The sequence below is a fragment of the Kocuria sp. CPCC 205231 genome (genome assembly GCF_040980965.1).
Classification (GTDB): domain Bacteria; phylum Actinomycetota; class Actinomycetes; order Actinomycetales; family Micrococcaceae; genus Kocuria; species Kocuria rosea.
Map to the genome: position 1 here is coordinate 55,066 of NZ_JAVKPP010000017.1, position 23,419 is coordinate 78,484.

General features: G+C 74.7%; 19 protein-coding genes. 7 read left to right on the forward strand and 12 right to left on the reverse strand.

Features of this window, described 5'->3' with window-relative positions; genetic code table 11:
* Window positions 1–31 precede the first annotated feature (31 nt).
* On the forward strand, window positions 32–802 hold the full coding sequence (locus RF640_RS16005) for an IclR family transcriptional regulator (protein ID WP_126349817.1): 771 nt from the start codon (window positions 32–34) through the stop codon (window positions 800–802).
* A 15-nt stretch (window positions 803–817) separates the two neighbouring features.
* On the opposite strand, the gene RF640_RS16010 is transcribed toward RF640_RS16005, so the two are convergent.
* From RF640_RS16010 to RF640_RS16020, 3 genes are read right to left on the reverse strand one after another with little or no spacing between them, the layout of a single operon-like run.
* Entirely contained in the window at window positions 818–1,774 is a 957-nt protein-coding gene (locus RF640_RS16010) for an aldo/keto reductase family oxidoreductase (RefSeq protein WP_109222268.1), read from the reverse strand.
* Window positions 1,771–2,454 (reverse strand): tetratricopeptide repeat protein, encoded by a 684-nt coding sequence (locus tag RF640_RS16015; RefSeq protein ID WP_035925808.1) that lies wholly within the window; start codon window positions 2,452–2,454, stop codon window positions 1,771–1,773. The genes RF640_RS16010 and RF640_RS16015 overlap by 4 nt, the downstream gene beginning before the upstream one ends.
* Window positions 2,455–2,497: 43 nt before the next feature.
* Entirely contained in the window at window positions 2,498–2,761 is a 264-nt protein-coding gene (locus tag RF640_RS16020) for a PLDc N-terminal domain-containing protein (protein WP_251355995.1), read from the reverse strand.
* Between the two features lie 146 nt (window positions 2,762–2,907).
* Between RF640_RS16020 and RF640_RS16025 the strand changes: the two genes are divergently transcribed.
* Both RF640_RS16025 and RF640_RS16030 read left to right on the forward strand, forming a co-directional pair.
* A complete protein-coding gene (locus tag RF640_RS16025) occupies window positions 2,908–3,933 on the forward strand; it encodes a YsnF/AvaK domain-containing protein (RefSeq protein WP_251355994.1) in 1,026 nt (341 codons plus the stop codon).
* 280 nt (window positions 3,934–4,213) lie between these two features.
* The gene (locus RF640_RS16030; protein WP_035925816.1) at window positions 4,214–6,409 is read left to right on the forward strand and encodes a catalase; all 2,196 of its coding nucleotides are present in this window, start codon (window positions 4,214–4,216) and stop codon (window positions 6,407–6,409) included.
* A 110-nt stretch (window positions 6,410–6,519) separates the two neighbouring features.
* On the opposite strand, the gene RF640_RS16035 is transcribed toward RF640_RS16030, so the two are convergent.
* Window positions 6,520–7,902, reverse strand: coding sequence for a TIGR01777 family oxidoreductase (locus tag RF640_RS16035; RefSeq protein WP_017834386.1), 1,383 nt, complete (start codon window positions 7,900–7,902; stop codon window positions 6,520–6,522).
* Window positions 7,903–8,079: 177 nt separating this feature from the next.
* Here RF640_RS16035 and RF640_RS16040 point away from each other — a divergent pair, with 177 nt between their 5' ends.
* From RF640_RS16040 to RF640_RS16050, 3 genes are all read left to right on the forward strand, one after another.
* The gene (locus tag RF640_RS16040; RefSeq protein ID WP_368828378.1) at window positions 8,080–8,658 is read left to right on the forward strand and encodes a histidine phosphatase family protein; all 579 of its coding nucleotides are present in this window, start codon (window positions 8,080–8,082) and stop codon (window positions 8,656–8,658) included.
* A gap of 134 nt (window positions 8,659–8,792) precedes the next feature.
* Entirely contained in the window at window positions 8,793–13,715 is a 4,923-nt protein-coding gene (locus RF640_RS16045; protein ID WP_017834388.1) for an NAD-glutamate dehydrogenase, read from the forward strand.
* Between the two features lie 8 nt (window positions 13,716–13,723).
* Window positions 13,724–15,166, forward strand: coding sequence for an NAD(P)/FAD-dependent oxidoreductase (locus tag RF640_RS16050; protein ID WP_035925823.1), 1,443 nt, complete (start codon window positions 13,724–13,726; stop codon window positions 15,164–15,166).
* Between the two features lie 7 nt (window positions 15,167–15,173).
* Here the strand turns inward: RF640_RS16050 and RF640_RS16055 are convergent, their stop codons facing one another.
* Both RF640_RS16055 and RF640_RS16060 read right to left on the reverse strand, forming a co-directional pair.
* Window positions 15,174–15,782 carry a lytic transglycosylase domain-containing protein gene (locus RF640_RS16055; RefSeq protein ID WP_035925826.1) on the reverse strand — a complete coding sequence of 203 codons (609 nt, stop codon included), beginning with the start codon at window positions 15,780–15,782 and terminating at the stop codon, window positions 15,174–15,176.
* An 85-nt stretch (window positions 15,783–15,867) separates the two neighbouring features.
* Window positions 15,868–18,504, reverse strand: a complete 2,637-nt coding sequence (locus RF640_RS16060; RefSeq protein WP_368828380.1) for a multicopper oxidase domain-containing protein — start codon at window positions 18,502–18,504, stop codon at window positions 15,868–15,870.
* Between the two features lie 156 nt (window positions 18,505–18,660).
* Between RF640_RS16060 and RF640_RS16065 the strand changes: the two genes are divergently transcribed.
* A complete protein-coding gene (locus RF640_RS16065; protein WP_368828381.1) occupies window positions 18,661–19,161 on the forward strand; it encodes a DUF456 domain-containing protein in 501 nt (166 codons plus the stop codon).
* Between the two features lie 60 nt (window positions 19,162–19,221).
* On the opposite strand, the gene RF640_RS16070 is transcribed toward RF640_RS16065, so the two are convergent.
* The 6 genes from RF640_RS16070 to RF640_RS16095 all read right to left on the reverse strand — a co-directional run bounded on the left by RF640_RS16070 (window position 19,222) and on the right by RF640_RS16095 (window position 23,419).
* Complete coding sequence (locus RF640_RS16070) at window positions 19,222–20,589, reverse strand: molybdopterin molybdotransferase MoeA (RefSeq protein ID WP_017834393.1); 1,368 nt, start codon at window positions 20,587–20,589, stop codon at window positions 19,222–19,224.
* A complete protein-coding gene (locus RF640_RS16075; protein ID WP_051063815.1) occupies window positions 20,589–20,885 on the reverse strand; it encodes a DUF6457 domain-containing protein in 297 nt (98 codons plus the stop codon). Before RF640_RS16075 ends, RF640_RS16070 begins: the two co-directional genes overlap by 1 nt.
* A gap of 39 nt (window positions 20,886–20,924) precedes the next feature.
* Window positions 20,925–21,518, reverse strand: coding sequence for a molybdenum cofactor guanylyltransferase (locus RF640_RS16080; RefSeq protein ID WP_035925839.1), 594 nt, complete (start codon window positions 21,516–21,518; stop codon window positions 20,925–20,927).
* A 4-nt stretch (window positions 21,519–21,522) separates the two neighbouring features.
* Window positions 21,523–21,792 (reverse strand): MoaD/ThiS family protein, encoded by a 270-nt coding sequence (locus tag RF640_RS16085; RefSeq protein WP_017834396.1) that lies wholly within the window; start codon window positions 21,790–21,792, stop codon window positions 21,523–21,525.
* Between the two features lie 6 nt (window positions 21,793–21,798).
* Complete coding sequence (locus RF640_RS16090) at window positions 21,799–22,977, reverse strand: GTP 3',8-cyclase MoaA (RefSeq protein WP_368828382.1); 1,179 nt, start codon at window positions 22,975–22,977, stop codon at window positions 21,799–21,801.
* A gap of 112 nt (window positions 22,978–23,089) precedes the next feature.
* Window positions 23,090–23,419 carry a biopolymer transporter Tol gene (locus tag RF640_RS16095; protein ID WP_368828384.1) on the reverse strand — a complete coding sequence of 110 codons (330 nt, stop codon included), beginning with the start codon at window positions 23,417–23,419 and terminating at the stop codon, window positions 23,090–23,092.

The following is a 23,419-nucleotide window of genomic DNA, read 5'->3' on the forward strand; positions in this document are numbered from 1 at the left end:
GAACCGCCCTCCCCGGCGCCAGGGGCCCCCGGTGACGGCCCCGGAGCCGGCGGGGGCCGCCCGCCAGGACATGGTGGGCAAGGCCCTCCGGCTGCTCGAGCTGCTGGGGGAGCACCCGGACGGGCTGACCGCGGCCGAGGCCACCAAGATCTGCGGCTACCCCTTCAGCACCACCTACCGGCTGCTCAACGCGCTCGTCCGGGACGGCTTCGCCGAGCTGCAGGAGGACAGGCGCTACGTCCTGGGGCTGAAGATCTTCCACGCCGCCCACAGCGTGGCCCAGCGCCTCGGGATCACGGGGACGGTCGTGCCCGTGCTCCGGCGGATGGTCGAGCGCACGGGGGAGTCCTGCCTCTTCGCCGTCCTGGACGGCGACCGCTTCCACACCCTCGCCAAGGAGGACGGGCCGGACTTCCGGGTCACCTCCGACCCCGGCTACCGCGGCGCGCTGCACTCCTCGGCCCTCGGGCTGTGCCTGCTCGCGTTCGCCCCGGAGGACGTGCGCGAGCACCTGCTCGGCACCATCGAGCTCGAGGCCCGCACCCCGGCCACGCTCACGGACCGGGACGAGCTGCGCCGGCGGGTCGAGCGGATCCGGCGGGAGGGCTGGGCCACCCAGGACCAGGAGCACGACGTGGGGATGGTCGCCGTCGCGGTGCCCGTCCTGCGGCCGGGCGGGGGCTGCATCGGCTCGCTCGCGCTGTCCGCGCCGGTGTTCCGGCACCGGCTGGAGGACCTCGTGGACATGGTGCCCGCCCTCCGGGAGGCGGCCGGCGAGCTGGGTGCGCGGCTCACGGGCTGAGCGGCCGGGGCGGGCTCAGGGGACGGACTGGCCCCGCGCCGCCGTGAGCAGCGCGTACCAGTCCTCGTGGCCGAGCCGGGACGCGAGCTCCTCCGCCGCGGCGCACGCGGCGATCCGCTCCGGGTCGGTGGTCCCCAGCACCGGGCGGATCCCGCCGGGGTGCTTCATGAGCCACGCGAGGACCACCGCCTCGCCGGGGACGCCGTGCGCCGAGGCGATCCGGTGGACCGTCTCGGCGGTGGCCGCGGCGTGCTGGTCCTCGGGCGGGATCGGCGCACCGGTGTACAGGCCGCGGGCCAGGGCGCCCCACGCCTGCACCTCGATGCCGTCGGCCGCACAGTACTCCAGGAGCCCCTCCGGGAAGGAGTGCTCCGCGCCCTCGGGGTGGTTGGCCAGGATCTGCTGCTCCACGAAGCTCCGGTGCCGCAGGCTCAGCTCGAGCTGCACCGCGGTGACGGGCGTGCTGAGCACCTGCTGGTAGCGGGACACCTGGCGGGTCGACATGTTGGACAGGCCCACGGAGCGGATCAGCCCCTCCTTGCGCAGCTCGTCCAGGGTCCCCGCGACCTCCCGGGGATCGGCCAGGGGGTCCGGCCGGTGCAGCATGAAGCGCTCCACGGAGTCCACGCGGAGCCGGCGGAGGGACCCCTCGAGGCCGCGCCGGATCGTGTCCCGGTCCAGCCGGTAGTGGGTCGGCGCGCCGGGTGCCGCGGTGTTGCCCGGCAGGCGCACCCCGCACTTGGTCTGGAGGCGCACCCTCCGGCGCAGCTCCGGGTCCTCCGCGAGGAGCTCGCCGAAGACCTCCTCGGACTTGCCGTGGGCGTAGATGTCGGCGTGGTCGAAGTCGGTGATGCCGGCGTCCAGCGCCGCGTGCACCGCGGCCCGGGCACGGTCCACGGTCCCTGCGCTCGGCGGGGCGTCGTCCCACGACCCCCCGATGGTCATGCAGCCGTAGATCAGGCGCGAGCTCATGAACGGTCCTCTCCGTCGGGCACCCCGGCGTCCCGGGCGGGGCTCTGCTGCTCCAGGCGCTGCTGCTCGGCGGACCAGCGCAGGCGGGCGGCCGCCGCGTAGGCGGCCCCGGACTCCTTCATCCGGCCCGCGCGCTCGTAGAGCCGGCCCAGGGCGGTGAAGCACTCCGCCTGGTCCGTGGCCGTGGCCTCGGTCTCCTGGTAGAAGTCCAGCGCCCGGTTGTAGGCCGTGATGGCCTGGGTGTGGCGCTCGCCCAGCTCGTACACCCGTCCCAGGTTGACGTGGCACTGCGCCTGGTCCTGCGCCTCGTGCGGGGCGTCGAGGTACTGGCCCAGGGCGTCGAGGAGGTGCTCCTCCGAGTCGTGGGCGCGGTCCAGCTCGAGCAGCAGGCTGCCCAGGATCAGGTGCGTGCGGGCCAGGTGCTTGCCGCTGCCGGGGATGCGGCAGAACAGCCCGAGGGCGCTCTCGTAGGCGGTGACGGCCCGGCCGGGGCGGTTCATCCCCAAGTAGAGATGGCCCAGGTTGTAGTGGCAGGCGGCCTGCTCCTGGAGGGAGTCGCCCTCCTCCTCGAAGAGCACGATGGCCTGCTGGTAGGCGGTCTCGGCCTCGTCGAGCCGTCCGCGGTCCTCGGCGTCCAGGGCCCGGGTGAAGAACCCGTGCCCGTCCTGGGTGTAGCTCATGCGGAGTCCTTTCTCGGCCGGGTCCTGCGGGGGTGTCGGCGGGCTACGCGGGGTGCGGGTCCTGCGGGCGCGGGGCCCGGCGGCCCAGCGCGAACCACAGTCCCGCGCCGGCGACGGGGAACGCGAGGATCACGAGCAGCCACAGCAGGCGCAGCACGGGATCCAGGACCGGGCTGCGCAGCAGGGAGACCGTGGCGGCCACCATCAGCACGACGACGACCGCTCCGGCCACCGTCGCACCGCTCTCCCACGCCCCCGTCCGCACGGCCTCGGCGCCGCCGGCCGCGAGGGCGGTCCAGGTGCTCATGCATCGATCCTCGCACCGTGGGCCCGGGCGGACAAGGGCGGGCGCTCCGGCGCGCCGGTCCCCGGTCCCCCGTAGAGTGGAATGCGCCACAGCTCAGCACGCTGATAAAATGTGGCTGTCGACTGCAACCCCGAGGAGAGTCCACGATGTCCACCTCCGACGACCGCCCGTACGACCAGGAGTACGCCCACGAGGAGCCCACCGCCGGGCGCGCCGGCGGGCGGGACGCGGACGACACCGGGGTGGAGCGCCACCCGCCCAGCTCGGCGACCGAGCTCTGGGACCACAACGCCTACGGGCGGGAGGACGGCGACATCGGCGGCTCCGCGACCTCGGGTGCCACCGACACCCGCGACCCGCGCGGCGGGGCTCCCGCCTACAACATCGACGCCGGGGACGACGACGCCGTCCGTCACGGCGACGACTCAGGCCGCGACGACGGCTCGCCCGTGCGCGGGACCGGCGAGTCGCTGACCGGGGCGGACGCCACGGCCGGCCACGACCGCGAGAGCGTGGGCGACGATCGGTCTGACGACCGGCGCGACCACGGCCGGCGCGACGAGCCGTCCGGCGCCGGCGGAGGGGCCTTCGACCAGGAGGCGACCGGCCGGGACGCCACCGGCCGGGACGTCACCGGCCCGGACACCGCCGACCTGGACACCGTGGAGCGGGACGCCACCGGCCCGGACACCACGACCCGGGACACCACGGACCGGGACACCACGACCCGGGCCGGGGCGGAGCGCGGTGCCGGCCGCCACGCCGCCGGGGACGCGACCGGTGACCTCGGGGGCGGTGGTCGCCCCGGCGAGACCCCCTCCGTGGTCCGGCACGAGGAGCGGCTGCAGGTCGGGACCGAGCGCGTCGAGTCCGGGCGGGCCCGGCTGCGCAAGTACGTGGTGGAGGAGCCGGTGCGCGCGGAGCAGACCCTGGCGTCCGAGGACGTCGAGGAGGTCCGCACCCCCGTCACCGAGGAGGAGCGCGAGGCGTTCCTCGCCGGCCGGGAGCTGCCGGTGGGGGAGGACGAGGTCATCCTCTACCGGGAGGTGCCCGTGGTGCAGACGGTGCGCGTGCCCTACGAGCGGGTGCGCCTGGTGGTGCGCCGCACGGAGCGTACGGAGGTGGTCGAGGAGACCGTGCGCCAGGAGCGGGTCGACGTCGAGGAGGACTGAGCCCCTCCGTCCCGGACCCCCTCGGCCACGGCGCCGAGGGGGTCCGTTCCGCTCCGTCCGGGGAGTCCGCCCGGGGCGCGGTCGGCTGTTCACCCAGCGCGGAGGCGGGTCCGGTGACTTGTGCCCTGCCTCACGGGAGTGCACTAATGGTAAGTGAGCTGGTCGTTCCCGTCCGTCCGGACCGGGACCGGCCGGTGTCGACCGCACTTCGACGACCGGGAGGTCCATCATGCGCAAGAGGCTGAACAGGAAGAGGCAGAGGACCGAGGGGCAGGCGCCCATGGCTCCCGGCGTCCCCGGCAGCGAGACCGCCCCGCTCGCGGAGCCCACCACGCCCCGCCCGCCGCTGCCGCCCAAGCCGGACCAGGGCACGCCGGAGCCGGTGAGCCCCACGGGCCAGGACACCGGGATCGACCCGACCCTCAACGCCCAGGGCGGCGAGCACCTGACCACCGCCCACGGCTCCCGGCGCGCCGACACCGACCACTCCCTGAAGGCGGGCCGGCGCGGTCCCGTGCTCCTGCAGGACCACCACTTCCGGGAGAAGATCAGCCACTTCGACCACGAGCGCATCCCGGAGCGCGTGGTGCACGCCCGCGGCGCCGGCGCCCACGGCGTGTTCCGCTCCTACGGCACCGCGAGCAGGATCTCCTCCGCCGCCGTGTTCGGCAAGGACGTCGAGACCCCGGTCTTCGTGCGCTTCTCCACCGTCCTCGGCTCGCGCGGGTCCGCCGACCTCGCCCGGGACACCCGCGGCTTCGCCACGAAGTTCTACACCTCCGAGGGCACGTGGGACCTCGTGGGCAACAACATCCCCGTGTTCTTCATCCAGGACGCCATCAAGTTCCCGGACGTCATCCACGCGGGCAAGCCCCACCCGGACCGGGAGATCCCGCAGGCGCAGTCCGCCCACGACACCTTCTGGGACTTCGTCTCCCTGCACACCGAGGCGCAGCACCACACGATCTGGAACATGTCGGACCGCGGCATCCCCCGGTCCTACCGCACCATGGAGGGCTTCGGCGTCCACACGTTCCGGCTCGTCGACGACGCCGGCCGCAGCGTGCTCGTGAAGTTCCACTGGAAGCCGAAGCTCGGCGTGCACTCGGTGCTGTGGGAGGAGGCGCAGATCGCGATGGGCATGGACCCGGACGTGCACCGCCGGGACCTCGCGGACGCCATCGAGGCAGGCGCCCACCCCGAGTGGGAGCTCGGGGTGCAGGTCTTCGAGGACAACGAGGAGCAGGTCTTCGAGGGCATCGACCTGCTCGACCCCACGAAGATCGTCCCGGAGGAGCTCGCGCCCGTGGAGCCGGTCGGGCTGATGACGCTCAACCGCAACCCGTCCAACTACTTCGCCGAGACCGAGCAGGTCGCCTTCAACCCGAACAACCTGGTCCGCGGCATCGACGTCACCAACGACCCCCTGCTGCAGGGCCGGCTGTTCTCCTACCTGGACACCCAGCTCAGCCGGCTGGGCGGGCCCAACTGGACCCAGCTGCCGATCAACCGCCCGCACGCCCCGGTCAACGACATGCTCCGGGACGGGATGCACCAGACGGCCGTGCACAGCGGGGTGGCGCCCTACCACCCGAACTCGCTGGACGGGAACAACCCCTTCCCCGCCGACGAGCCGGCCCGCCCCTTCATCGACCACCCGGCCCCGGTCGCGGAGTCGGTCAAGGAGCGCGGGAACCCCGTGACCTTCGAGGACCACTACACCCAGACCCGCCTGTTCTGGCTGTCGATGAGCGACGTCGAGAAGGAGCACATCGCGCAGGCGTACACCTTCGAGCTCGGCAAGTGCTGGGAGCAGGCGGTCAAGGAGCGCCAGCTGCAGGCCCTGGCCAACATCGACGAGAAGCTGTGCGCCGTGGTCGCCCAGGGCCTGGGCCTTCCGGCGCCGAAGCCGACCGTCAAGCACGGGAGGATCAAGCCCAGCCCCGCCCTGTCCCAGGTCGGCGGGCAGTGGCCCCTCGACGGCCGGCAGGTCGGGATCGTGGTGGGCCCCGACCCCGACGAGAACGACCTCATGGCCGTGGTCTCCGCGATCGACGACGCCGGGATGGTGCCGCTGGTCATCGCCCCGCACGGCGGGCCGGTCGGGCGCGGCGGGAAGGTCGTGGCCCACCGGACCTACCTCACGGCGCGCTCCGTCGAGTTCGACTCGGTGCTGGTGGCCGGCGCCGTCCCGCCGGCCCCGGACGCCCGGCAGGGCCTCGACGCGAAGGCCGGAGCCGTCGCCCCCGGCGGCGTGGACCCGCGCGTGCACCTGCTGCTCGGCGAGGTGTTCCGCCAGGCCAAGGCCATCGGCACCTGGGGCGCCAAGGGCCAGGTGCTCGCCGCGGCCGGCCTGCCCGAGGGCGCGCCCGGGGTGGTCTCCGGCAAGGACGCCGCCGCCGTGGTCGAGCAGGTGGTCACGCTCATGAAGAGCCACCGCGCCTGGGAGCGGTTCCCGGTCTCCGGCCGCCTCTGACGGCCGTCCTGCCGCTGACCCGCCACGTCGGCCCGGGCACCCCGCGGATCCGCGGGGTGCCCGGGCCGACGTGGTGGTCCCGGCGGTGGCGGCGGGCGGGCCGGGGCGGGTCAGAAGCGGCCCAGCTCCTCCCGCAGCGCCGAGCCGAGGTCGGGGTGGCGGAACCGGTAGCCGCGGTCGATGGCCCGGTCCGCCGAGACCCGCTGGTCCGCGAGCGCCATCAGCTCGGCGCCCTCGGAGCCGAGCACGAGCTTCGGCCCGAACCCCGGGGTGGGCAGCAGGGCCGGCCGGCCGAGGACCTTGCCGAGGGTCCGGGCGTAGTCGCGGCCCGTCACCGGCATCGGGGCCACGGCGTTGACGGGCCCGTGCAGGCCGGGGGAGAGCACCGCGTGGGCGAACAGACCCACCGTGTCGTCCAGCGAGATCCAGCTCAGCCACTGGTCCCCGGAGCCGAGCCGTCCCCCCAGCCCCGCGAGGAACAGGGGCAGCTGGGCCTTGAGGGCGCCGCCGGCGGGGCTCTGCACCACCCCGGTGCGCACCGTGACCACGCGGGTGCCGATGGCCTCGGCCTCCTGGGCGGCACGCTCCCACGCCGTGCAGACCTCGGCGAGGAAGTCGTCGCCCGGCGGGGACTTCTCCGTGACGCTCTCCCCGTGCGTGTCCGCCCCGTAGTATCCGATCGCGGAGCCGTTGACCAGCGCTGCGGGGGCCTCGTCGCCGAGCGCGACGAAGGCGCGGACGAGCAGCCGGGTGCCGAGCACCCGCGAGTCGTGGATCTGCTCCTTCGCGGCGTCCGTGAGCCGCCCCCCGATGCTGCGCCCGGCGAGGTTCACCACGACGTCCACCCCCCGCAGCGCGGCGGGGTCCAGCTCCCCGGCCGCCGGGTCCCACGAGATCTCGAGGGGGGTGCGCGCCTCGCGGCGCACGAAGCGCAGGACCGTGTGGCCTCCGGTGCTCAGCAGCGCGGCCAGCTGCACGCCGATGGTGCCCGAGGCCCCCGTGACGGCGACGGTCAGGGGCCGGCCGGGATAGCGGCTGTGGAGCTCGAGGTCGGCGGCCAGCCGCCGGGCGCGGGCCTCGAACTGGCGGCCCAGCGCCGGGCTCATCAGCCGGTCCCCGAACGCCCTGCTGCCCGGCAGCGCCGCGTACTCCACGGTGTCCGTGACCACGGTCCCGCCGTGCCCGTCGTCGTCGAACCGGTGGTGGTGCTCCCACGAGGCGAGCGGGCCCTTCACCATCCGGTCCCGGAACTCCCGGCCGGGGACGAAGCCGTGGTGCTCCGCGGTCCAGGGCACCGAGGCCAGCCCGTAGGAGCCCGGCACGGCCACCCGCAGCCGGGACCGCGTCCCGTCCTGCAGCGGGGGCGAGGACTCCTCCACCACGGAGCCCGTCCACGCGGGCGTGAGCCGGGTGAGCGCCCCCGGGCGGGCGTGCCAGGCGAAGACGTCCTCGACGGGGTGGGGCACGCGGGAGCTGAACGTGAAGGTGGTCATGCGTGCCACTCAACCCGCATTGCCCCGGTTCGTCCAGGACCTCGGGCCGCGGGCCGTCCGTGTCCTGGCCCGGAGGGCCGGCGGCGGCCGGGTGCGGTGCGGTGCCCGGGCCCCCGCGGACCGGGATTCCCGCCGTCCCGCTTGCCCCCCGGCGGGCCGTCGCCCAGAGTGGGGGACGTGAACACCCCCGGACGCATCGTGCTCATCCGCCACGGCCAGACCGACTGGAACCTCGAGGAGAGGCTCCAGGGCGCCACGGACGTCCCGCTCAACGACGCCGGGCGGGAGCAGGCCCGGGTCGTCGCCCGCCACCTGCACGCCGAGGCCCTCGGCTGGGACGTCCTGGTCTCCTCGCCGCTCGGCCGGGCCGTGGAGACCGCCCGGATCATCGGCGAGGCCCTGGGCCTCGAGCTCGCGGCGACCTACGACGAGCTCGTGGAGCGCAGCTTCGGCCCGCTCGAGGGCTCGCACCTGGCGGGTCTCGAGGGCGCCGCGCGGGAGCAGGTGCTCTCCGCCGGGGAGCCGCCGGAGGCGGTCGTCCGCCGCGGTCTGGCGGCGCTGCGCCGGATCCGCGCCGACCACCCCGGGCGCCGCGTGCTGGTGGTGGCGCACGGCTCGCTCATCCGCCTGACGGTCTCCGAGCTCAACGGGGAGGCCCATCCCCGGGTCGGCAACTGCGAGGTGGTCCCCGTGCGGACGGAGGCCCTCGGCGCCGCGCGCCTGCGAGATGACGCGTCGGAGTCCACCGCACCCTGACAGTCCCGGCTTCGTTCAATAAGCTGGGACCACCAGGGACGGTCCCACGAGGTGCCGTCCACCCCCTGGGGCGGCGAGGGCGGCGCACGGACCGTGCCCCCTGCCGTCCACGGCGACGAAGGCGTGATGCGGCTGTGGCCTCTGACCAGTATACGATCCCCGACGAGGACCGGACCGAGGCGCTGCAGGTGATCCCGCGGGCCCCCGAGTGGTCCGGGGACCGGGCGTGGATCAACGAGTACTACCGCCACGTGCCCCAGGAGGACCTGCTCGCGCGCACCGAGGACCAGCTGCGCGAGCGGGCCGACCACCACCACGAGGTGGGCCGGGTCCGCGCGCCCCGGGAGATCGCCGTGGGCGTGCGCCAGGAGGACTCGACCTCCGTGGTCTTCGTGGTCACCGAGGACGTCCCCTACCTCGTGAGCACCGTGTCCGCGGAGATCGCCGCGAAGTGGGGCGGTGCCCGCCTGCTCATCCACCCCGTGCTCGTCGCCGCCCGGGACGCAGGGACGCACGAGCTGCGCGAGCTCCAGCAGGTCCCGGACTTCTCGGCCACCTCCAGCGGCGACACCACCGCGCTGCCCAGCCTGGCCGGGTTCCGCTCGGACGGGGGCACCACGCACGTGGTGGAGTCCTGGATCTCCGTGGAGCTCTCCCGGCAGATCTCGGACGAGACCGCCCAGGAGCTGGTGCACCGGCTCACGAGCCTGCTCGAGGACGTCCAGCGGGTCGACGACGACCAGGTGGAGCTCAAGGAGCGCGTCGGACGGCTCGCGGACGAGCTCGACCGGCTGCGGCGGCTGGACCTGCCCGAGGGCGGGCACCCGCCGCTGGTCGGACCGTCCCAGGAGTTCCTGCGCTGGCTGGTCCGGGGCAACTTCATCCTCATGGGCTTCAAGGAGTACGACCTCGAGGACTCCGGCGACGGCCTCTCCCTGGTCAGCCGTCCCGGGACCGGTCTGGGCCTGCTCGTGGAGCACGACCGCAAGCCGCACCGGCAGGTCCTGACCGGGCTGGGCCGGGAGCACGCCCGCGAGGCCGGCACGCTGTTCATCACGAAGGCCAACCGCCGCTCCTCGATCCACCGCCGGGAGTACCTGGACTACATCGGCGTCGCGAAGTACGACGACGAGGGCCGGATCGTGGGCGAGTACCTCGTGCTGGGGCTGTTCACCCGCCGCGCCTACAACACGCCGGCCCGCGAGACGCCGCTGATCAAGGACAAGATGGCCGAGGTCGCCGAGCGGTTCGGCTTCCTCGAGGACTCGCACTCGGCCCGGGACCTCATGGGCAACATCGAGGACTACCCGCGCGACGAGCTGTTCCACATGACCGCGGACGAGCTCTACGACATCATGCGCGGCGTCATGGGCCTGGACGAGCGGCGGCAGACCCGGCTGTTCCTGCGCCAGGACCACTTCGGGCGGTTCATGTCCGCGGTCGTCTTCCTGCCCCGCGACCGGTACAACACGTCGGTGCGCGGGCGGATCGAGGCCGAGCTCAAGCGCACCTTCGACGCCGAGTCCATCGACTTCGACGCCCGGCTCACCTCCTCGACCCTCGCCCGCCTGTTCTTCCGCATCCGGCTGCCCTACACCGGTCAGGTGCAGTCCTTCGACCGCTCGGGCCTGGAGGCGCGGCTGCGGGCCGCGGTGCGGTCCTGGTCCGAGGCGCTGGCGCGCGCGATCCACCGGGACTTCTCGGAGGAGCTCGCGCGGACGCACGCCGAGAACTGGGCGGAGGCGTTCCCGGACGCCTACCGGGCGGACTACGAGATCGAGGAGGCGGTCGAGGACCTCCAGCGCTGCGAGGAGCTGTGGGGACGGGACCCGGACCTGCCCGCGGAGGTGCGCGTCGTCGACGACCCCGGGGGCGTGCGGCTGAACATCTACCTCACCCGCTCCCTGTCCCTGACCGAGCTGCTGCCGATGCTGCAGAACCTCGGCCTGACGGTCCTGGACCAGAAGCCGTACGAGGTCACCCCCGCCGACGGCCGCCACTTCCAGCTCTACGACTTCGGGGTGCGGCTGCCGGAGGGCGTGGACGCGACCGGCCCGGAGGACGCCAAGACCGAGGACCTCATCGAGGACACCCTGTGCGCGGTGCTGTCCGGGCGCTCCGAGTCCGACTCCCTGAACCGGCTGGTCCTGACGGAGCGCATGACGTGGCGGACCGTGGCCGTGCTGCGCTCCTACGTCCGGTACCTCCTGCAGCTGGGGCACCCCAACTCCTTCGACTACATCGCGGACACGCTCCTGGGCTTCCCGCGGGTCACCCGGGCGCTGGTCGAGTTCTTCGACGCGAGCTTCAACCCGGCGCTCGACGACGCCGTGCGCGGCTCCCAGCGCGACGCCGCGCAGGGGCGGCTCACCGAGGCCCTGGACGAGGTCCCCACCCTGGACGCCGACAAGCTGCTGCGGGCGCTGGCCGAGTGCATGGCCGCCACGCTGCGCACCAACGTGTACCGGCACCGCCCCACCATGGCGTTCAAGCTGGACCCCCGGCGGATCAGCACGGCCCCGCTGCCGCACCCCATGTTCGAGGTCTGGGTGTGGTCCCCGCGGGTCGAGGGCACGCACCTGCGCTTCGGGCCCGTGGCCCGCGGCGGCCTGCGCTGGTCGGACCGCCGGGAGGACTTCCGCACCGAGGTCCTGGGCCTGGTGAAGGCGCAGATGGTGAAGAACTCGGTGATCGTCCCCAACGGGGCGAAGGGCGGGTTCTACCCCAAGCAGCTGCCCGAGCCGGCCGCGGACCGGGACGCCTGGGTGGCGGAGGGCCGGGAGGCGTACAAGCTGTTCATCGCCTCCCTGCTGGACATCACCGACAACCTCGTCCGCGACGCGTCCGGCCAGGACGTCGTCGTGCACCCCGAGAACGTGGTGCGCCGCGACGGCCAGGACTCCTACCTGGTGGTGGCCGCGGACAAGGGGACGGCGTCCTTCTCGGACACCGCCAACGCGATCTCCGCGGAGTACGGGTTCTGGCTCGGGGACGCCTTCGCCTCGGGCGGCTCGGTGGGCTACGACCACAAGGCCATGGGCATCACGGCCCGGGGGGCGTGGGAGTCGGTGAAGCGGCACTTCTTCGCGCTGGGCGTCGACACCCAGGCGGAGGACTTCACCGTGGTGGGCGTGGGGGACATGTCCGGCGACGTGTTCGGCAACGGCATGCTGCTGTCCGAGCACATCCGGCTGCTGGCCGCGTTCGACCACCGCGACATCTTCCTCGACCCCGACCCGGACCCGGCCGTCTCCTACGCCGAGCGCGAGCGGCTGTTCGGCCGCCCGCGCTCCTCGTGGCAGGACTACGACCCGGAGAAGATCTCGGCCGGCGGCGGCGTGTACTCGCGCACCGCGAAGTCCGTGCCGATCTCCCCGCAGGTCCGCGAGGCCCTCGACCTCGACGACGGCGTCGAGGAGCTCTCCCCGATCGAGCTGATGCGGGCGATCCTGACGGCGCCCGCCGACCTCCTGTACAACGGCGGGATCGGCACGTATGTGAAGTCGGCGCAGGAGACCTCCACGGACGTGGGGGACAAGGCCAACGACCCGATCCGCGTCGACGGCGGGGACCTCCGGGCCAAGGTCGTCGGCGAGGGCGGCAACCTGGGCTGCACCCAGCTCGGCCGCGTGGAGGCCGCGCTGAACGGGGTGCTGATCAACACGGATGCGATCGACAACTCCGGCGGCGTGGAGTCCTCCGACCGCGAGGTCAACATCAAGATCCTCGTGGACCGCATGGTCGTGGCGGGCGAGCTCTCCGCGGCGGAGCGCGCCGGCTTCATCGAGGCCATGACCGACGAGGTCGCCGGACTGGTGCTCGAGACGAACGTGGCGCAGAACGTGCTGCTCACCACGGAGCGCTCGCGCGTGCGGGCCCTCAACGAGGCCTACATCCGGTTCCTGCACTGGCTCGAGGACGAGGCCGACCTCGACCGGGGCATCGAGTTCCTGCCCTCCGACGAGCAGCTGCGCGAGCGGGTCCGCACCGGCCACGGGCTCACGTCCCCGGAGCTGTCCGTGCTGGCGGCCTACGCCAAGATCCAGCTCTCGGAGGCGCTGGTCGAGGGCGGTCTCGCCGAGGACCCGTGGTTCGGGGAGGTCCTGGAGGCCTACTTCCCGGAGCAGATCACCCAGCGCTTCGGCGAGCTCGTCGGCACCCACCCCCTGCGCGCCGAGATCATCTGCACGATGGTGGCCAACCAGATGGTCAACTACGGCGGCATCCCGTTCGTCTACCGCGTGATGGAGGAGACCGGGTGCGGGCCCGTGGAGGTGGCCCGGGCCTTCGTGGCGGCCGTGCAGATCTACGAGATCGACCGCTACGCCCACCAGCACCGGGAGCTGCCCGCGGAGGTGCCCACCGAGGTGTGGGACCGGATGTTCCTGGACATGCGGCGCCTGCTGGACCGCGTGGTGCGCTGGCTCATCAACCGGGAGGAGACGGCCAACCCGGTGGCCGAGGTCATCGACCGCTACAAGCCCACCGTGGACATCCGGTTCCTCGAGGACCGGCTGCTCGGGGAGGACTCCCGGCAGCGGGTCGACTCGCGGGCGGAGGCCGCCGCGCGGCAGGGCGTCCCCGGGGCGCTGGCCACGGAGTGGTCGCAGCTGCTGGACGCGTTCGCGCTGCTCGACGTCGCCCGGCTCGCCCACGCCTCCGGCGAGGCGATCGCCGAGGACGGCGGCCTCGACGAGGAGCAGATCAAGACCATCGCCAAGGTCTACTTCCGGCTCTACGACCGCTACCGCATCGAGAGCCTGCTCAACCGCATCACCGGCCTGCCGCAGACCACCCGCTGGGAGAACCTCGCGCGGATGTCCATGCGGGAGGACGTGTACGCGACCCTGGTGGCCCTCGCCGACCAGGCGCTCGAGGCCCCCGGCCGGGACGCGCGGGAGAAGGTGGAGTCCTGGGAGTCCAGCAACGAGTCCCGCCTGGGCCGGCTGCGCGAGGTGCTGGGGGAGATCGAGGCCGAGGACACGGGCGAGGCCTCCGCGGAGCTCGCGTCCCTGTCCGTGGCGCTGCGGACCATGCGCAGCGCCCTGGTCGGCTAGGACGGCCCGTGCAGGGGACGGCCGCGGTCGTCGGCTCGGGGCCCAACGGGCTCGCCGCGGCCGTGGTGCTGGCCCGCGCGGGCCTCGACGTCACGGTCCACGAGGCGGCGGGCTCGGCCGGCGGCGCGGCCCGCTCGGCGGCCGTGCTCGGCCCCGGCACGGTGGTGGACCTCGGCTCCGCCGTCCACCCCTTCGGCGTGGCCAGCCCGCTGTTCGCGCAGCTGGGCCTGCACCGGCACGGCCTGGAGTGGCTGCACCCGCCGGTCGTGGCCGCGCACCCGCTCGACGACGGCCCGCCGGGCCTGCTGCACCGCTCGCTCGAGCGCACGGCGGCGGGGCTGGGCGCGGACGGCCGGGCGTGGTCCCTGCTGCACCGCGGCGTGGTGGAGCGCTGGGAGGAGACGGTCGAGTCGGTGCTGGGCCCGCTCGTGCGCGTGCCCGAGCACCCGCGGGCACTGGCGTCATTCGGTCTGCGCGCGCCGTGGCCCGCCGCGGCCACGGCGCGGGCGCTGTTCCGCACCGAGCAGGCCCGGGGGCTCTTCGCCGGGTCCGCCGCCCATGCGGTGCTGCCCCCGCGGCACGCGCTGACCTCCGCCTTCGGGACGCTGTTCGGCGCCGCCGCCCACGCCACGGGGTGGCCGGTGGCCCGCGGCGGCACCCAGGCCGTCGTCGACGCCCTGGTGGCCGATCTCGAGGAGCACGGCGGGCGGGTGCTCGTCCACTCCCCGGTGACGGACCTCGCCCAGGTGCGGCCGGCCGACGTCGTCCTGCTGGACCTCACGCCCCGGCAGGTGCTGGGCCTGCGCGGGCTCGAGCTGCCGGACCGGTACCGGCGGGCGCTCGCCCGGTGGCGCTACGGCACGGCCTCCTACAAGGTGGACCTGCTGCTGGACGGCCCCGTGCCGTGGCGGGACCCGCGCGTGGCGGAGGCCGGGACCGTGCACGTGGGCGGGACGCTCGCCGAGATCGGCGCCGCGGAGCAGCAGGCGCGGGCGGGCCGGCTGCCGGAGCGCCCGTTCGTGCTCGTGGCCCAGCAGGGGGCCGCCGACCCGTCCCGGGCCCCCGCGGGTCGGCAGGTGCTGTGGGCCTACGCCCACGTCCCCCACGGGTGCGACGACCCCCGGGCGGGGGAGCGGGTGCTCCGGCAGCTCGAGCGCTTCGCCCCCGGGGTGCGCGACCGGATCCGCGAGCGCGTGGACACCTCCCCGGCCGGGCTGGAGGCGTGGAACGCGAACCTCGTGGGCGGGGACATCGGCGGCGGCTCCCTGGACGGGCTGCAGCAGCTGTTCCGGCCGGCCGTGCAGGCCGACCCCTACGCCACCGGCGTGCCGGGGGTCTGGCTGTGCTCGTCGTCGACGCCCCCGGGCGGCGGGGTGCACGGCATGGCCGGGTACCACGCCGCCCGCAGGGCGCTGCGGGGCCTCGCGAGGAGCCGGCGGCCCGCCGGCTGACGAGCGCTCAGGCGCCGACCCCGGCGTACGTCGTGGCCGCGAGCTCGCGGATCTGCGCCACGTAGCCGCGGGTCTCCGCGAACGGGGGGATCCCGCCGTGCCGCAGGACCGCCGTGGGCCCGGCGTTGTAGGCGGCCAGCACGAGGTCGATCTCCTCCCGGGCCGAGGCGGGCGCCAGTCCCCGCACCATGCGCCGCAGGTCCTTGAGGTAGAGGCCCTGGGCCCGGATGGCGGCCCGCGGGTCGAACGGGTCGCCCCGGCCGTAGCGCTTCCACGTGTCCGGCATGAACTGGGCGAGGCCCTGCGCCCCGGCGGGGCTGACGGCCCGGGGGTCCCAGCGGCTCTCGACGTCCAGCTGGGCGGCGACGATCTCGGGCGGGAGCCCCGAGAGCTCGGCGGCGGCCAGGACGTCATCGCCCCACGGCTCCGGGACGGGCGCGGTGCGGATCGGCTCCTCGCCGAGGGACGCCCCGCAGCACCCGGGGGCGTTGGCGTGGAAGAGCCCGCCGGTGCCGATCAGGAGCAGCACCACGGAGGCCAGCAGGAACCACCGGGAACCGCGCGGGGCGAGTTCCTCGGTGCCGGGGCGCGCGGGGTCCAGGACGGTGGTGGCCATTTGTCCCAGGCTAGGGCGGCCCGCCCGCCCCGGTCTGCGGCCTCTTGGGGGGACAGCCTCCACGCCCGCCCGGTGGACGGGAGGGTCAGCCGGTGACCTCGATCAGGCCGCGGGCTCCGCGCTCGGCCTCCACGAGGGAGTGGTTCACGAAGGGATAGGTGCCGGGCTCGGAGAACTCCAGCTCCACGAAGCCGCCCTGGGCAGGGGCGAGGTCGAGGGCCTGGGCCCCGCCGGATCCCGCGCCGCCGCGCTCCAGGAGGTAGGCGCCCTCCTTGTGCACGGTGTCGAACTGAGCGCCGACCACGTGGAAGCTCAGCCCTGTGGACGGCCCGGCCGCGAGGACCCGGATCCGCACCCGCTCCCCGGCGCGGGCGGTCAGCGGCTCGTGCAGGTACTGGGTGGCGTGGCCGTTGAAGACCGTGAGGCTGGGGACCCCGCCCGGGATCCTGGCCGGGTCCACGGCGGCGTCCACCCCCGTCCCGTCGCCGGCGTCCTCCCCGGGCGGGCCCAGGTACGTCTCGTTCTGCACGAGGAGGTAGTCGCGGTCCACCTCCGGGAGCCCCGGCGGGTCGATCACCACGGCGCCGAACATGCCGGCCGCCACATGTGTGCTCATCGGCGCGGTGGAGCAGTGGTAGAGCCAGATGCCGGAGCGCACCGCCTCGAAGCGGTAGACGAGGGAGTCCCCCGGGGCGAGGGTGCGCATGTTCTCGTCGGGCGCCACCGTGCCCGCGTGGAAGTCCACCGAGTGGCCCATCGTTGCGCCGTTGGTCAGCGTGATCTCGAAGACGTCGCCGACCTCCCCGTGCAGCGTGGGCCCCATGTAGCGGCCGTTGTACGTCCACGCCCGCATGCGGACGCCGGGGGCGATCTCGTGCTCGCCCTCCGAGACGTCGAGGTCCACCCGGTGCACCCGCCGGCCGTCCTCCTGCACGCCCGCGCCGACGGGCTCGAGCACGGGGGAGCGGACCTCGACGCCCTCTCCCGGGGCGGCCCCGAGGTCCGCGCCGTCGGCCGGATCGGTGCCGGCGGGGACCACGCCGGGCGCCCCGCGCCGCTGGCCGGCCGCGGAGGGCGCGTCGAGGGGAGCGCCGTCCGCGCCGACGGCGACGACGTCGAGGGTCATCCCCATGCTGCGGTGCCCGACGATCGAGCACCACGCCTCCAGGGGTCCGTCGACCACACCCGCCTCCACGGTCACCGTCTGTCCGGGGCCGACGCGCCCGGAGCTCGTGCCGGAGGCCAGGATGAGGTCGTGCACGTTGGTCGGGTCGTCGTTCGTGAGCTCGATCACGAGCTCGTCGCCGAGCGGGACCTCCACGACGGAGGGCTCGAAGCGCATCCCCTCCCGGGCACTGACCTGCACGGTGGTCGTCCCGCCCGTGGCCGGGGCCCCGGAGCCGCCGCCGCGCAGGTCGAACCCCGCCGCGGCGGGGTTCACGGCGATGCCCGCCGCGACGCCCAGGGCCACCACGAGCACCCCCGCCAGCGCCTCGCGGGCCGGCCGCGGAGGCGCGGCGGGGGCGACGGCCTCCGGCATGGGCACCGGCTCCCCGGCCCGGCGGGCCATGGCCGCCCGGCGCCCCGCCAGCGAGGTCCGGGCGGCGGAGACCATGAGCGGGACGAACGCGAAGAGCGCCGCCGCGCCCAGGACGGAGACCACGGCCCGGACCCAGGAGGGCACCGCGCCCGGTGGGAGCGCGAAGAGCAGCACGCACAGGTTGACGACCACCACGCGGAACGTCCCGGCGCGGTTGATGGCCCGGTGGGCCGCCCGCACGGTCGCCGGCCCTCCCCCCATGGTCACCGGCAGGAGGTAGGTCATGGCCCCCAGCAGCACCTGTACCAGGAAGCCGGCCACGAACGGGACGGTCAGCTGTCCCAGCGCCGCCGCGTCGAAGCCGTGCAGGGCCACCACGAGGACGGCGGCCACCACGGTGACCGTCCACCACAGGACGCCGGCGGCCACGGACCAGCCCGCGTAGTCGGAGGGACGGGCCCGCACCGCGGTCCGGGCCATGACCGCGACCACGGCGCCCAGCCCCGCCGCGTAGACCGCCAGGCCCGCCGCGGCGAGCACGGGGGACCCGGCCATTGCCGCCGTCCCGGTGAGCACCAGCCCCCCGGTCAGCACGGGCAGCGCCGCGGTGCTGACCCGGGTGGAGAGCTCCGGCATGCGCGTGCGCAGGATCGTGGGCCACAGGGTGAGCGCGGTCCCGGCGACGGTCAGGCCCACGAAGCCCAGGACGTTGGTGACCTCGTGGGCGAGGAGCAGGCGCGCGTGCCAGGCGCCGGCGGGGCCGGTGGCCAGGAGCGCGCCGAGGACCGCGCCCACCGGCAGCAGGAAGGCCGCGACCACGTAGTAGCGCACGGTGACGGCGAACCGGGACGGCAGCGCCGTGCGCAGCTGCCGGAGCAGGGCCGCCCCGTGCCAGGCCACCGCGGCGCCCACGGCGGTCGAGGCGAAGAGCACCAGCACGTACCAGCTGGTGAGGATTCCCACGACGAGCAGCACGGTGCCGGCGTTGAGCAGCCCGATCCGGGCCAGCTGCCGACCCCGGGCGTCGTCGGGCACCCGGTTCTTCAGCAGGGAGTCGGTGAAGTGCTGTGACCACACCAGGACCGAGTTGGTCACGAGCCCCAGGGTGACGAGGTGCACCAGCAGCCACCGCGTCTCCGGGAGCCAGCGGTGGAAGAGCACGACGAGGAGCAGGGCCGCCATCCACAGACGGACCGGTCTGCCGGCCCGGCGGTGCCAGGACGTCCGTCCCCGGGGGCGTGCGGATGCGTGCACGGAGCTCACCTGCCCATTTAATTTACGGATCAGATACTAGTAAACGGTGCGGCTGTCACCGGGTGTGCCGCCTACGATGAGGGCGTGACTGCCGAGATCATCGCGACCCTCATCACCGCCGCCCTGCTCGTCGTCGGGTGCCTCGGCATCATCGTGCCGGTGCTGCCGGGCTCGATCCTGATCGTGGTCGGCCTCCTCGTCTGGGCCCTCACGGTCCAGGCGGTCGAGGGCTGGACCGTGCTGGGGATCGGCTCCGCGCTGGCGATCGCCGGGATGGCCGCGAGCGCCGTGCTCACCGGCACCCGGCTCAAGCGCCGGCGGATCCCCAACCGCTCCCTCCTCTACGCCGCGGCCGGCGCCGTGGTGGGCCTGTTCGTGATCCCGGTGGTCGGGATCTTCGTGGGGTTCTTCGTGGGCCTGCTGCTGAGCGAGACCGCCCGCCAGCGGGACCTCCGGGCGGCGCTGGACTCCAGCTGGGCGGGTCTCAAGGCGGCGGGCCTGGGGATCGTCGTGGAGTTCGCGTGCGCGCTCGCCGCCTCCACGGTCTTCGTGCTGGGCGCGCTGGTCCTCTTCACGACCGCCTGAGCCCGCGAAGCCGGGGACGCCGAGGGCCCGGACACCACCGGTGTCCGGGCCCTCGGCGCGTCAGCGCCAGGGCAGGGGGACCACCTCGACGTCCTGCCCGGCGGTCACGCCGCCCGGCGGGACCACGGCGATGACGTCCGCGTGGGCGAGCCCGCGGAGCATGTTCGCGCCGACCCGGTCCCGGGGGGCGACCGTCCCGTCCCGGAGGTAGGCGGGCACCAGGGCGGTGACCTTCTGGCCCGGCAGGTCCTCGGCCGCCGGCAGGGTGCGCGTGGCCGGGGGCCGGTCGCTGTGCAGCTTGGCGAGCAGCGGCTGGGCCACCGTGAAGATGCTGGTCATCGCCGCCAGCGGATTGCCGGGCAGGCCCACCACGAAGGGGCCGTCCTCGGGCAGCCGTGCCAGGAACGTGGGGTGGCCCGGGCGCTGGGCGAGGCCGTCGAGCAGGAAGACCGCCCCGAGCTCCTGGAGCGCCGAGCGGACGTGGTCGGCGTCGGAGTGCCCGGTCCCGCCGGTGGTGATGACCACCTCGGTGCGGGCGTCGAGCACCGACGCCATGCCGGAGGGCGCCTCGGTCAGGGCGGAGAGCATCGCCTTCGCGGTGTCCTCGACGCGCCGGAGCTGGTCCACGGACCCGCCCAGCATCTCCACGAACGTGGGCAGCTGGGGGCCGAAGGCGTCCCGGACCTGGCCCGGCTCGGGGATCCCGTCCTCGACCACCTCGCTGCCGGTGAGCAGGATCGTCACGCGCGGACGGCGGCGGACCGGGAGCATGTCGTGGCCGCTGACGGCGGCGAAGGCGATGTGCGCCGGGTTGAGCAGGCAGTCGGCGTGCAGGATGACGTCCCCGGCCGCGACCTCCTCGCCGGTGCGGCGGATGTTCTGCCCGTAGGGGATGTCCTCGGCCGAGGGGGCGTGGGCCGCGATCGTGAGCACGGTGCCCTCCTCGGACAGCTGCGCGTACTCGTCCCGCAGCACGGCCCGGGCCCCGGCGGGGACGAGTCCGCCGGTGACGATGCGGGTGGCCTCGCCGGGCTCCAGGTTGAGCACCGGGCGGTAGAGCTCCCGCGGCGGGATGGTCAGCATCTTGCGCGGGTCGGTCTCCACGGGCTCGGGGAAGACCACCGTCCACGGCTGGGGGCCGGCCACGGCGTAGCCGTCCATGGCGGAGGAGGCGTAGTGCGGGACCGGGATCGGGGCGGTGACGTCCTCGGCGAGGACCTCGCCGAGCGCCTCCTGCAGGGGCAGCCAGTGGCTGGGCAGCGCGGTGGCGATGTCGTAGGAGAACTGCCGGGCCCGGTGCCAGTCGGCGTCGTGGACGGTCTCGACCTCCTCGGGGGCGCTCTCGGGCGTGCCGCTGTCGTCCTCGATGACGGGCAGCGCGTGCGTGTAGGGGCTGTTGGTGTCGTGGGGCAGGGGCAGTCCGGACATCAGTTCTCCTCGGGGGTTCGGCGGGCGGCGGGGACGAGACCGTCGACGGTCTGCAGCGCGCGGTCCAGGACGCGGCGCTCGTCCTCGCCCGCGGCCGCGGCGCGGCCCACGTGGTAGCCGAGCAGGTAGGCGGTGGGCGGGACGGCGGGGCGCACGGTGCCGTGGGCGATCCTGCCGGTGAGTCCCAGCACGGCGTCCAGGGGGAGGCCGGCGTCGGGCACGTCCAGGGCCGCCCGCACGGCCTCGACCCACCGCTCCAGGATCTCGTGCTCGGACGGGCTCAGGTCCTTGGGCATGCGCCGCTCCTCCCGGGCGGTGGGGCCGCCCGCTCGTGGTCAGGTCAGGTGGTGCCTGTGCACATCGTCCCACGTATCGACGTCCGCGGTGGCGTCCTCGGGCACGGTGACGTCCCGGAGCGGGAGCTCGCGCACGAACGAGAACACGGACCGGTCCGCGGCGTCCTGCCCCGCGAAGGCCCGGCGCAGCACGTCGCTGCGGTAGAGGGCGGCGAGGGGCTGGCGGTGGCCGTCGGGCGGGACCGACACGTAGCCGGCGGCGCCGTCACCGGTCCGGGCCGCCTCCAGCAGGAGGGGCACGGCCCGTGACACCCCGGGCATGTCGCACGCCAGGGTCAGGGTCCACTGCGCGGCGGGCAGGGCGTCGAGAGCGCGCAGCCCGGCGGCGATGCCCGCGGCCGGGCCGGAGAACGGCGGGTCCTCCCGGGTGCGCAGCACGTGCGCGGGGACGGCCGGGTCCGCCGGGCCGACGACGACGACGCCCGCCGCCTCCCGGACCGCGTCCAGCGTGAGCTCCAGCAGGGTGCGCCCGGCTCGCCGCAGACCGGCCTTGGGCCGGCCGCCCAGGCGGGCGGAGCGGCCGCCCGCCAGGACCACGGCGTGGAAGACCGGGGCCGGTCCCGGGGCGCTCACGCGCTCATCCGCCGGAGAAGGGCGGCAGGACGTCGAGCACCGCCCCGGACGGGACCGGGGTGTCGGGATCGGGGCAGGCCACGCCGTCGAGCAGGAAGCTGGACCGGGCCAGCACCTGCGCCAGCGGAGGCTGTCCCGGTGGCGGCTCGGGGTGGGCCCGGGCCAGCAGGTTCTCCACGTCCCGGCGCGTGCAGGGCCGGTCGTCGGGGACCTCCAGGGTCTCGGCGTCGGTGCCGGCCGCAGCGCGGGCGGCGGCGAAGTAGCGGATCAGCATCCCTGCTCAGCCTCCGATCGCGCTCATCGAGCGCTCCGGCTGGACGTAGTCGGGGGAGTCCAGGCCTACGTGGTCCATGCCGTGGGCGGCCGGTTTCGCCCACATCGCCGCCCGCCAGCGCTCGGCCAGCTGGGCGTCGGTGGCACCAGCCCGCAGCAGCGGCAGCAGCTCGACCTCCTCGTGGGAGAACAGGCAGGAGCGGATCCTGCCCTCGGCGGTGATCCGGGTCCGCTTGCAGTCGGCGCAGAATGGCTCCGTCACGGAGGCGATGACGCCCACCGTGCCCAGCGGCGGGTCCTGGGCGCCGGGGCGCAGAGCGGAGGACGCGGCGGGGGGCGCCGCGGACGTCGCGTCCGAGGTCGCGCCGGAGTCCACGGGGGCGGCGCTGGCCGTGCGGGGGTGGACGTCCCACAGCTCGGCCGGGGCGCCCTCGCGCGGCCCCGGGTGCGGGGCCAGCCGGAACCGGCCGGCGAGCCGGTGGCGGATCTCGGCGGCGGTGACCATGTCCGCCCGGGTCCAGCCGTGGTCGGCGTCCAGGGGCATCTGCTCGATGAACCGCAGCGCGAAGCCGCGCTCGAGCGCCCAGGCGAGCAGGTCGGGGGCCTCGTGGTCGTTGACCCCGCGCATCAGCACCGCGTTGATCTTCACCGGGGTCAGCCCGGCGGCGGCCGCTGCCTCCGCCCCGGCCAGCACGTCGGTCAGCCGGTCCCGGCGGGCGAGGGTGCGGAAGGTCGCGGCGTCCAGGGAGTCCAGGGAGATGTTGATCCGGCTCAGCCCGGCCGCGGCCAGGGTGGCCGCGCGGGTGGTGAGGCCGATGCCGTTGGTGGTGAGCGAGACCGGCAGGTCCGGGTGGGCGGCACGGATCCCGGCCACGATCTCCTCGAGGTCGGCCCGCACCAGGGGCTCCCCGCCGGTCAGGCGCAGCTCGGTGACCCCGAGCTGCTCGACGCCCACGCGCACGATGCGGGTGATCTCGGCGGGGGTCATCAGCTGGGCGGCGGGCAGCCAAGGCAGGCCTCCGGCGGGCATGCAGTAGGTGCAGCGCAGATTGCACTTGTCGATCACCGACAGGCGCAGGTCGGTGGCGCGGCGGCCGTGGCGGTCCATCAGCCCGGCCCCGGCCGGGGCGCCGCTGGGGCCCGGACCGGTGTCGCGGAGCCGCGGCAGTCCCAGGGAAACGCTCATGTCACCGCCTCGGTGGTCGTCCCCGGCCCGCACGGTGCTCGGCGTGCCGGGATGGTCCGCCCAGTGTAATCAGTCCCCAGCATGCCGAGAACGCCCCGGGCGCCGTACGGCGTCACGCCGGCTCCGGCGGGGCCTGCTCGTCCAGCCGCGTGAGAGCATCCGTCCACCGGGCCTCCTGCTCGGCGGGCGACTGCTCCCACCACGGCGTGCCGCGCTCACCGAGGCCCAGCTTGGCGATCCCCACCCGGTCCCGCACGGCCCGCAGCTCCTCCTCCGTGCCGTCCCGCCGCACCGTGCGGACGGCCGCCCGGGCCCGGCCCAGGTGGGACGTCAGCCGGGCCGCGACGTCCTCGGGCAGCCCGGGATCCTGGCGGCGCCACCGCCGTCCGTCCACCACGATCCACCGGCCGTCCGGCGTGTGCTCCACATCCCGTTGCGTCAT

Excerpts from the sequence above, each read along its gene's own strand:
- RF640_RS16010 (WP_109222268.1), bottom strand. The coding sequence starts at position 1,774 with ATGAGCTCGCGCCTGATCTACGGCTGCATGACCATCGGGGGGTCGTGG.
- RF640_RS16015 (WP_035925808.1), bottom strand. The coding sequence starts at position 2,454 with ATGAGCTACACCCAGGACGGGCACGGGTTCTTCACCCGGGCCCTGGAC.
- RF640_RS16020 (WP_251355995.1), bottom strand. The coding sequence starts at position 2,761 with ATGAGCACCTGGACCGCCCTCGCGGCCGGCGGCGCCGAGGCCGTGCGG.
- RF640_RS16025 (WP_251355994.1), top strand. The coding sequence starts at position 2,908 with ATGTCCACCTCCGACGACCGCCCGTACGACCAGGAGTACGCCCACGAG.
- RF640_RS16030 (WP_035925816.1), top strand. The coding sequence starts at position 4,214 with ATGGCTCCCGGCGTCCCCGGCAGCGAGACCGCCCCGCTCGCGGAGCCC.
- RF640_RS16035 (WP_017834386.1), bottom strand. The coding sequence starts at position 7,902 with ATGACCACCTTCACGTTCAGCTCCCGCGTGCCCCACCCCGTCGAGGAC.
- RF640_RS16055 (WP_035925826.1), bottom strand. The coding sequence starts at position 15,782 with ATGGCCACCACCGTCCTGGACCCCGCGCGCCCCGGCACCGAGGAACTC.
- RF640_RS16060 (WP_368828380.1), bottom strand. The coding sequence starts at position 18,504 with ATGGCGGCCCTGCTCCTCGTCGTGCTCTTCCACCGCTGGCTCCCGGAG.
- RF640_RS16070 (WP_017834393.1), bottom strand. The coding sequence starts at position 20,589 with ATGTCCGGACTGCCCCTGCCCCACGACACCAACAGCCCCTACACGCAC.
- RF640_RS16075 (WP_051063815.1), bottom strand. The coding sequence starts at position 20,885 with ATGCCCAAGGACCTGAGCCCGTCCGAGCACGAGATCCTGGAGCGGTGG.
- RF640_RS16085 (WP_017834396.1), bottom strand. The coding sequence starts at position 21,792 with ATGCTGATCCGCTACTTCGCCGCCGCCCGCGCTGCGGCCGGCACCGAC.
- RF640_RS16090 (WP_368828382.1), bottom strand. The coding sequence starts at position 22,977 with ATGAGCGTTTCCCTGGGACTGCCGCGGCTCCGCGACACCGGTCCGGGC.
- RF640_RS16095 (WP_368828384.1), bottom strand. The coding sequence starts at position 23,419 with ATGACGCAACGGGATGTGGAGCACACGCCGGACGGCCGGTGGATCGTG.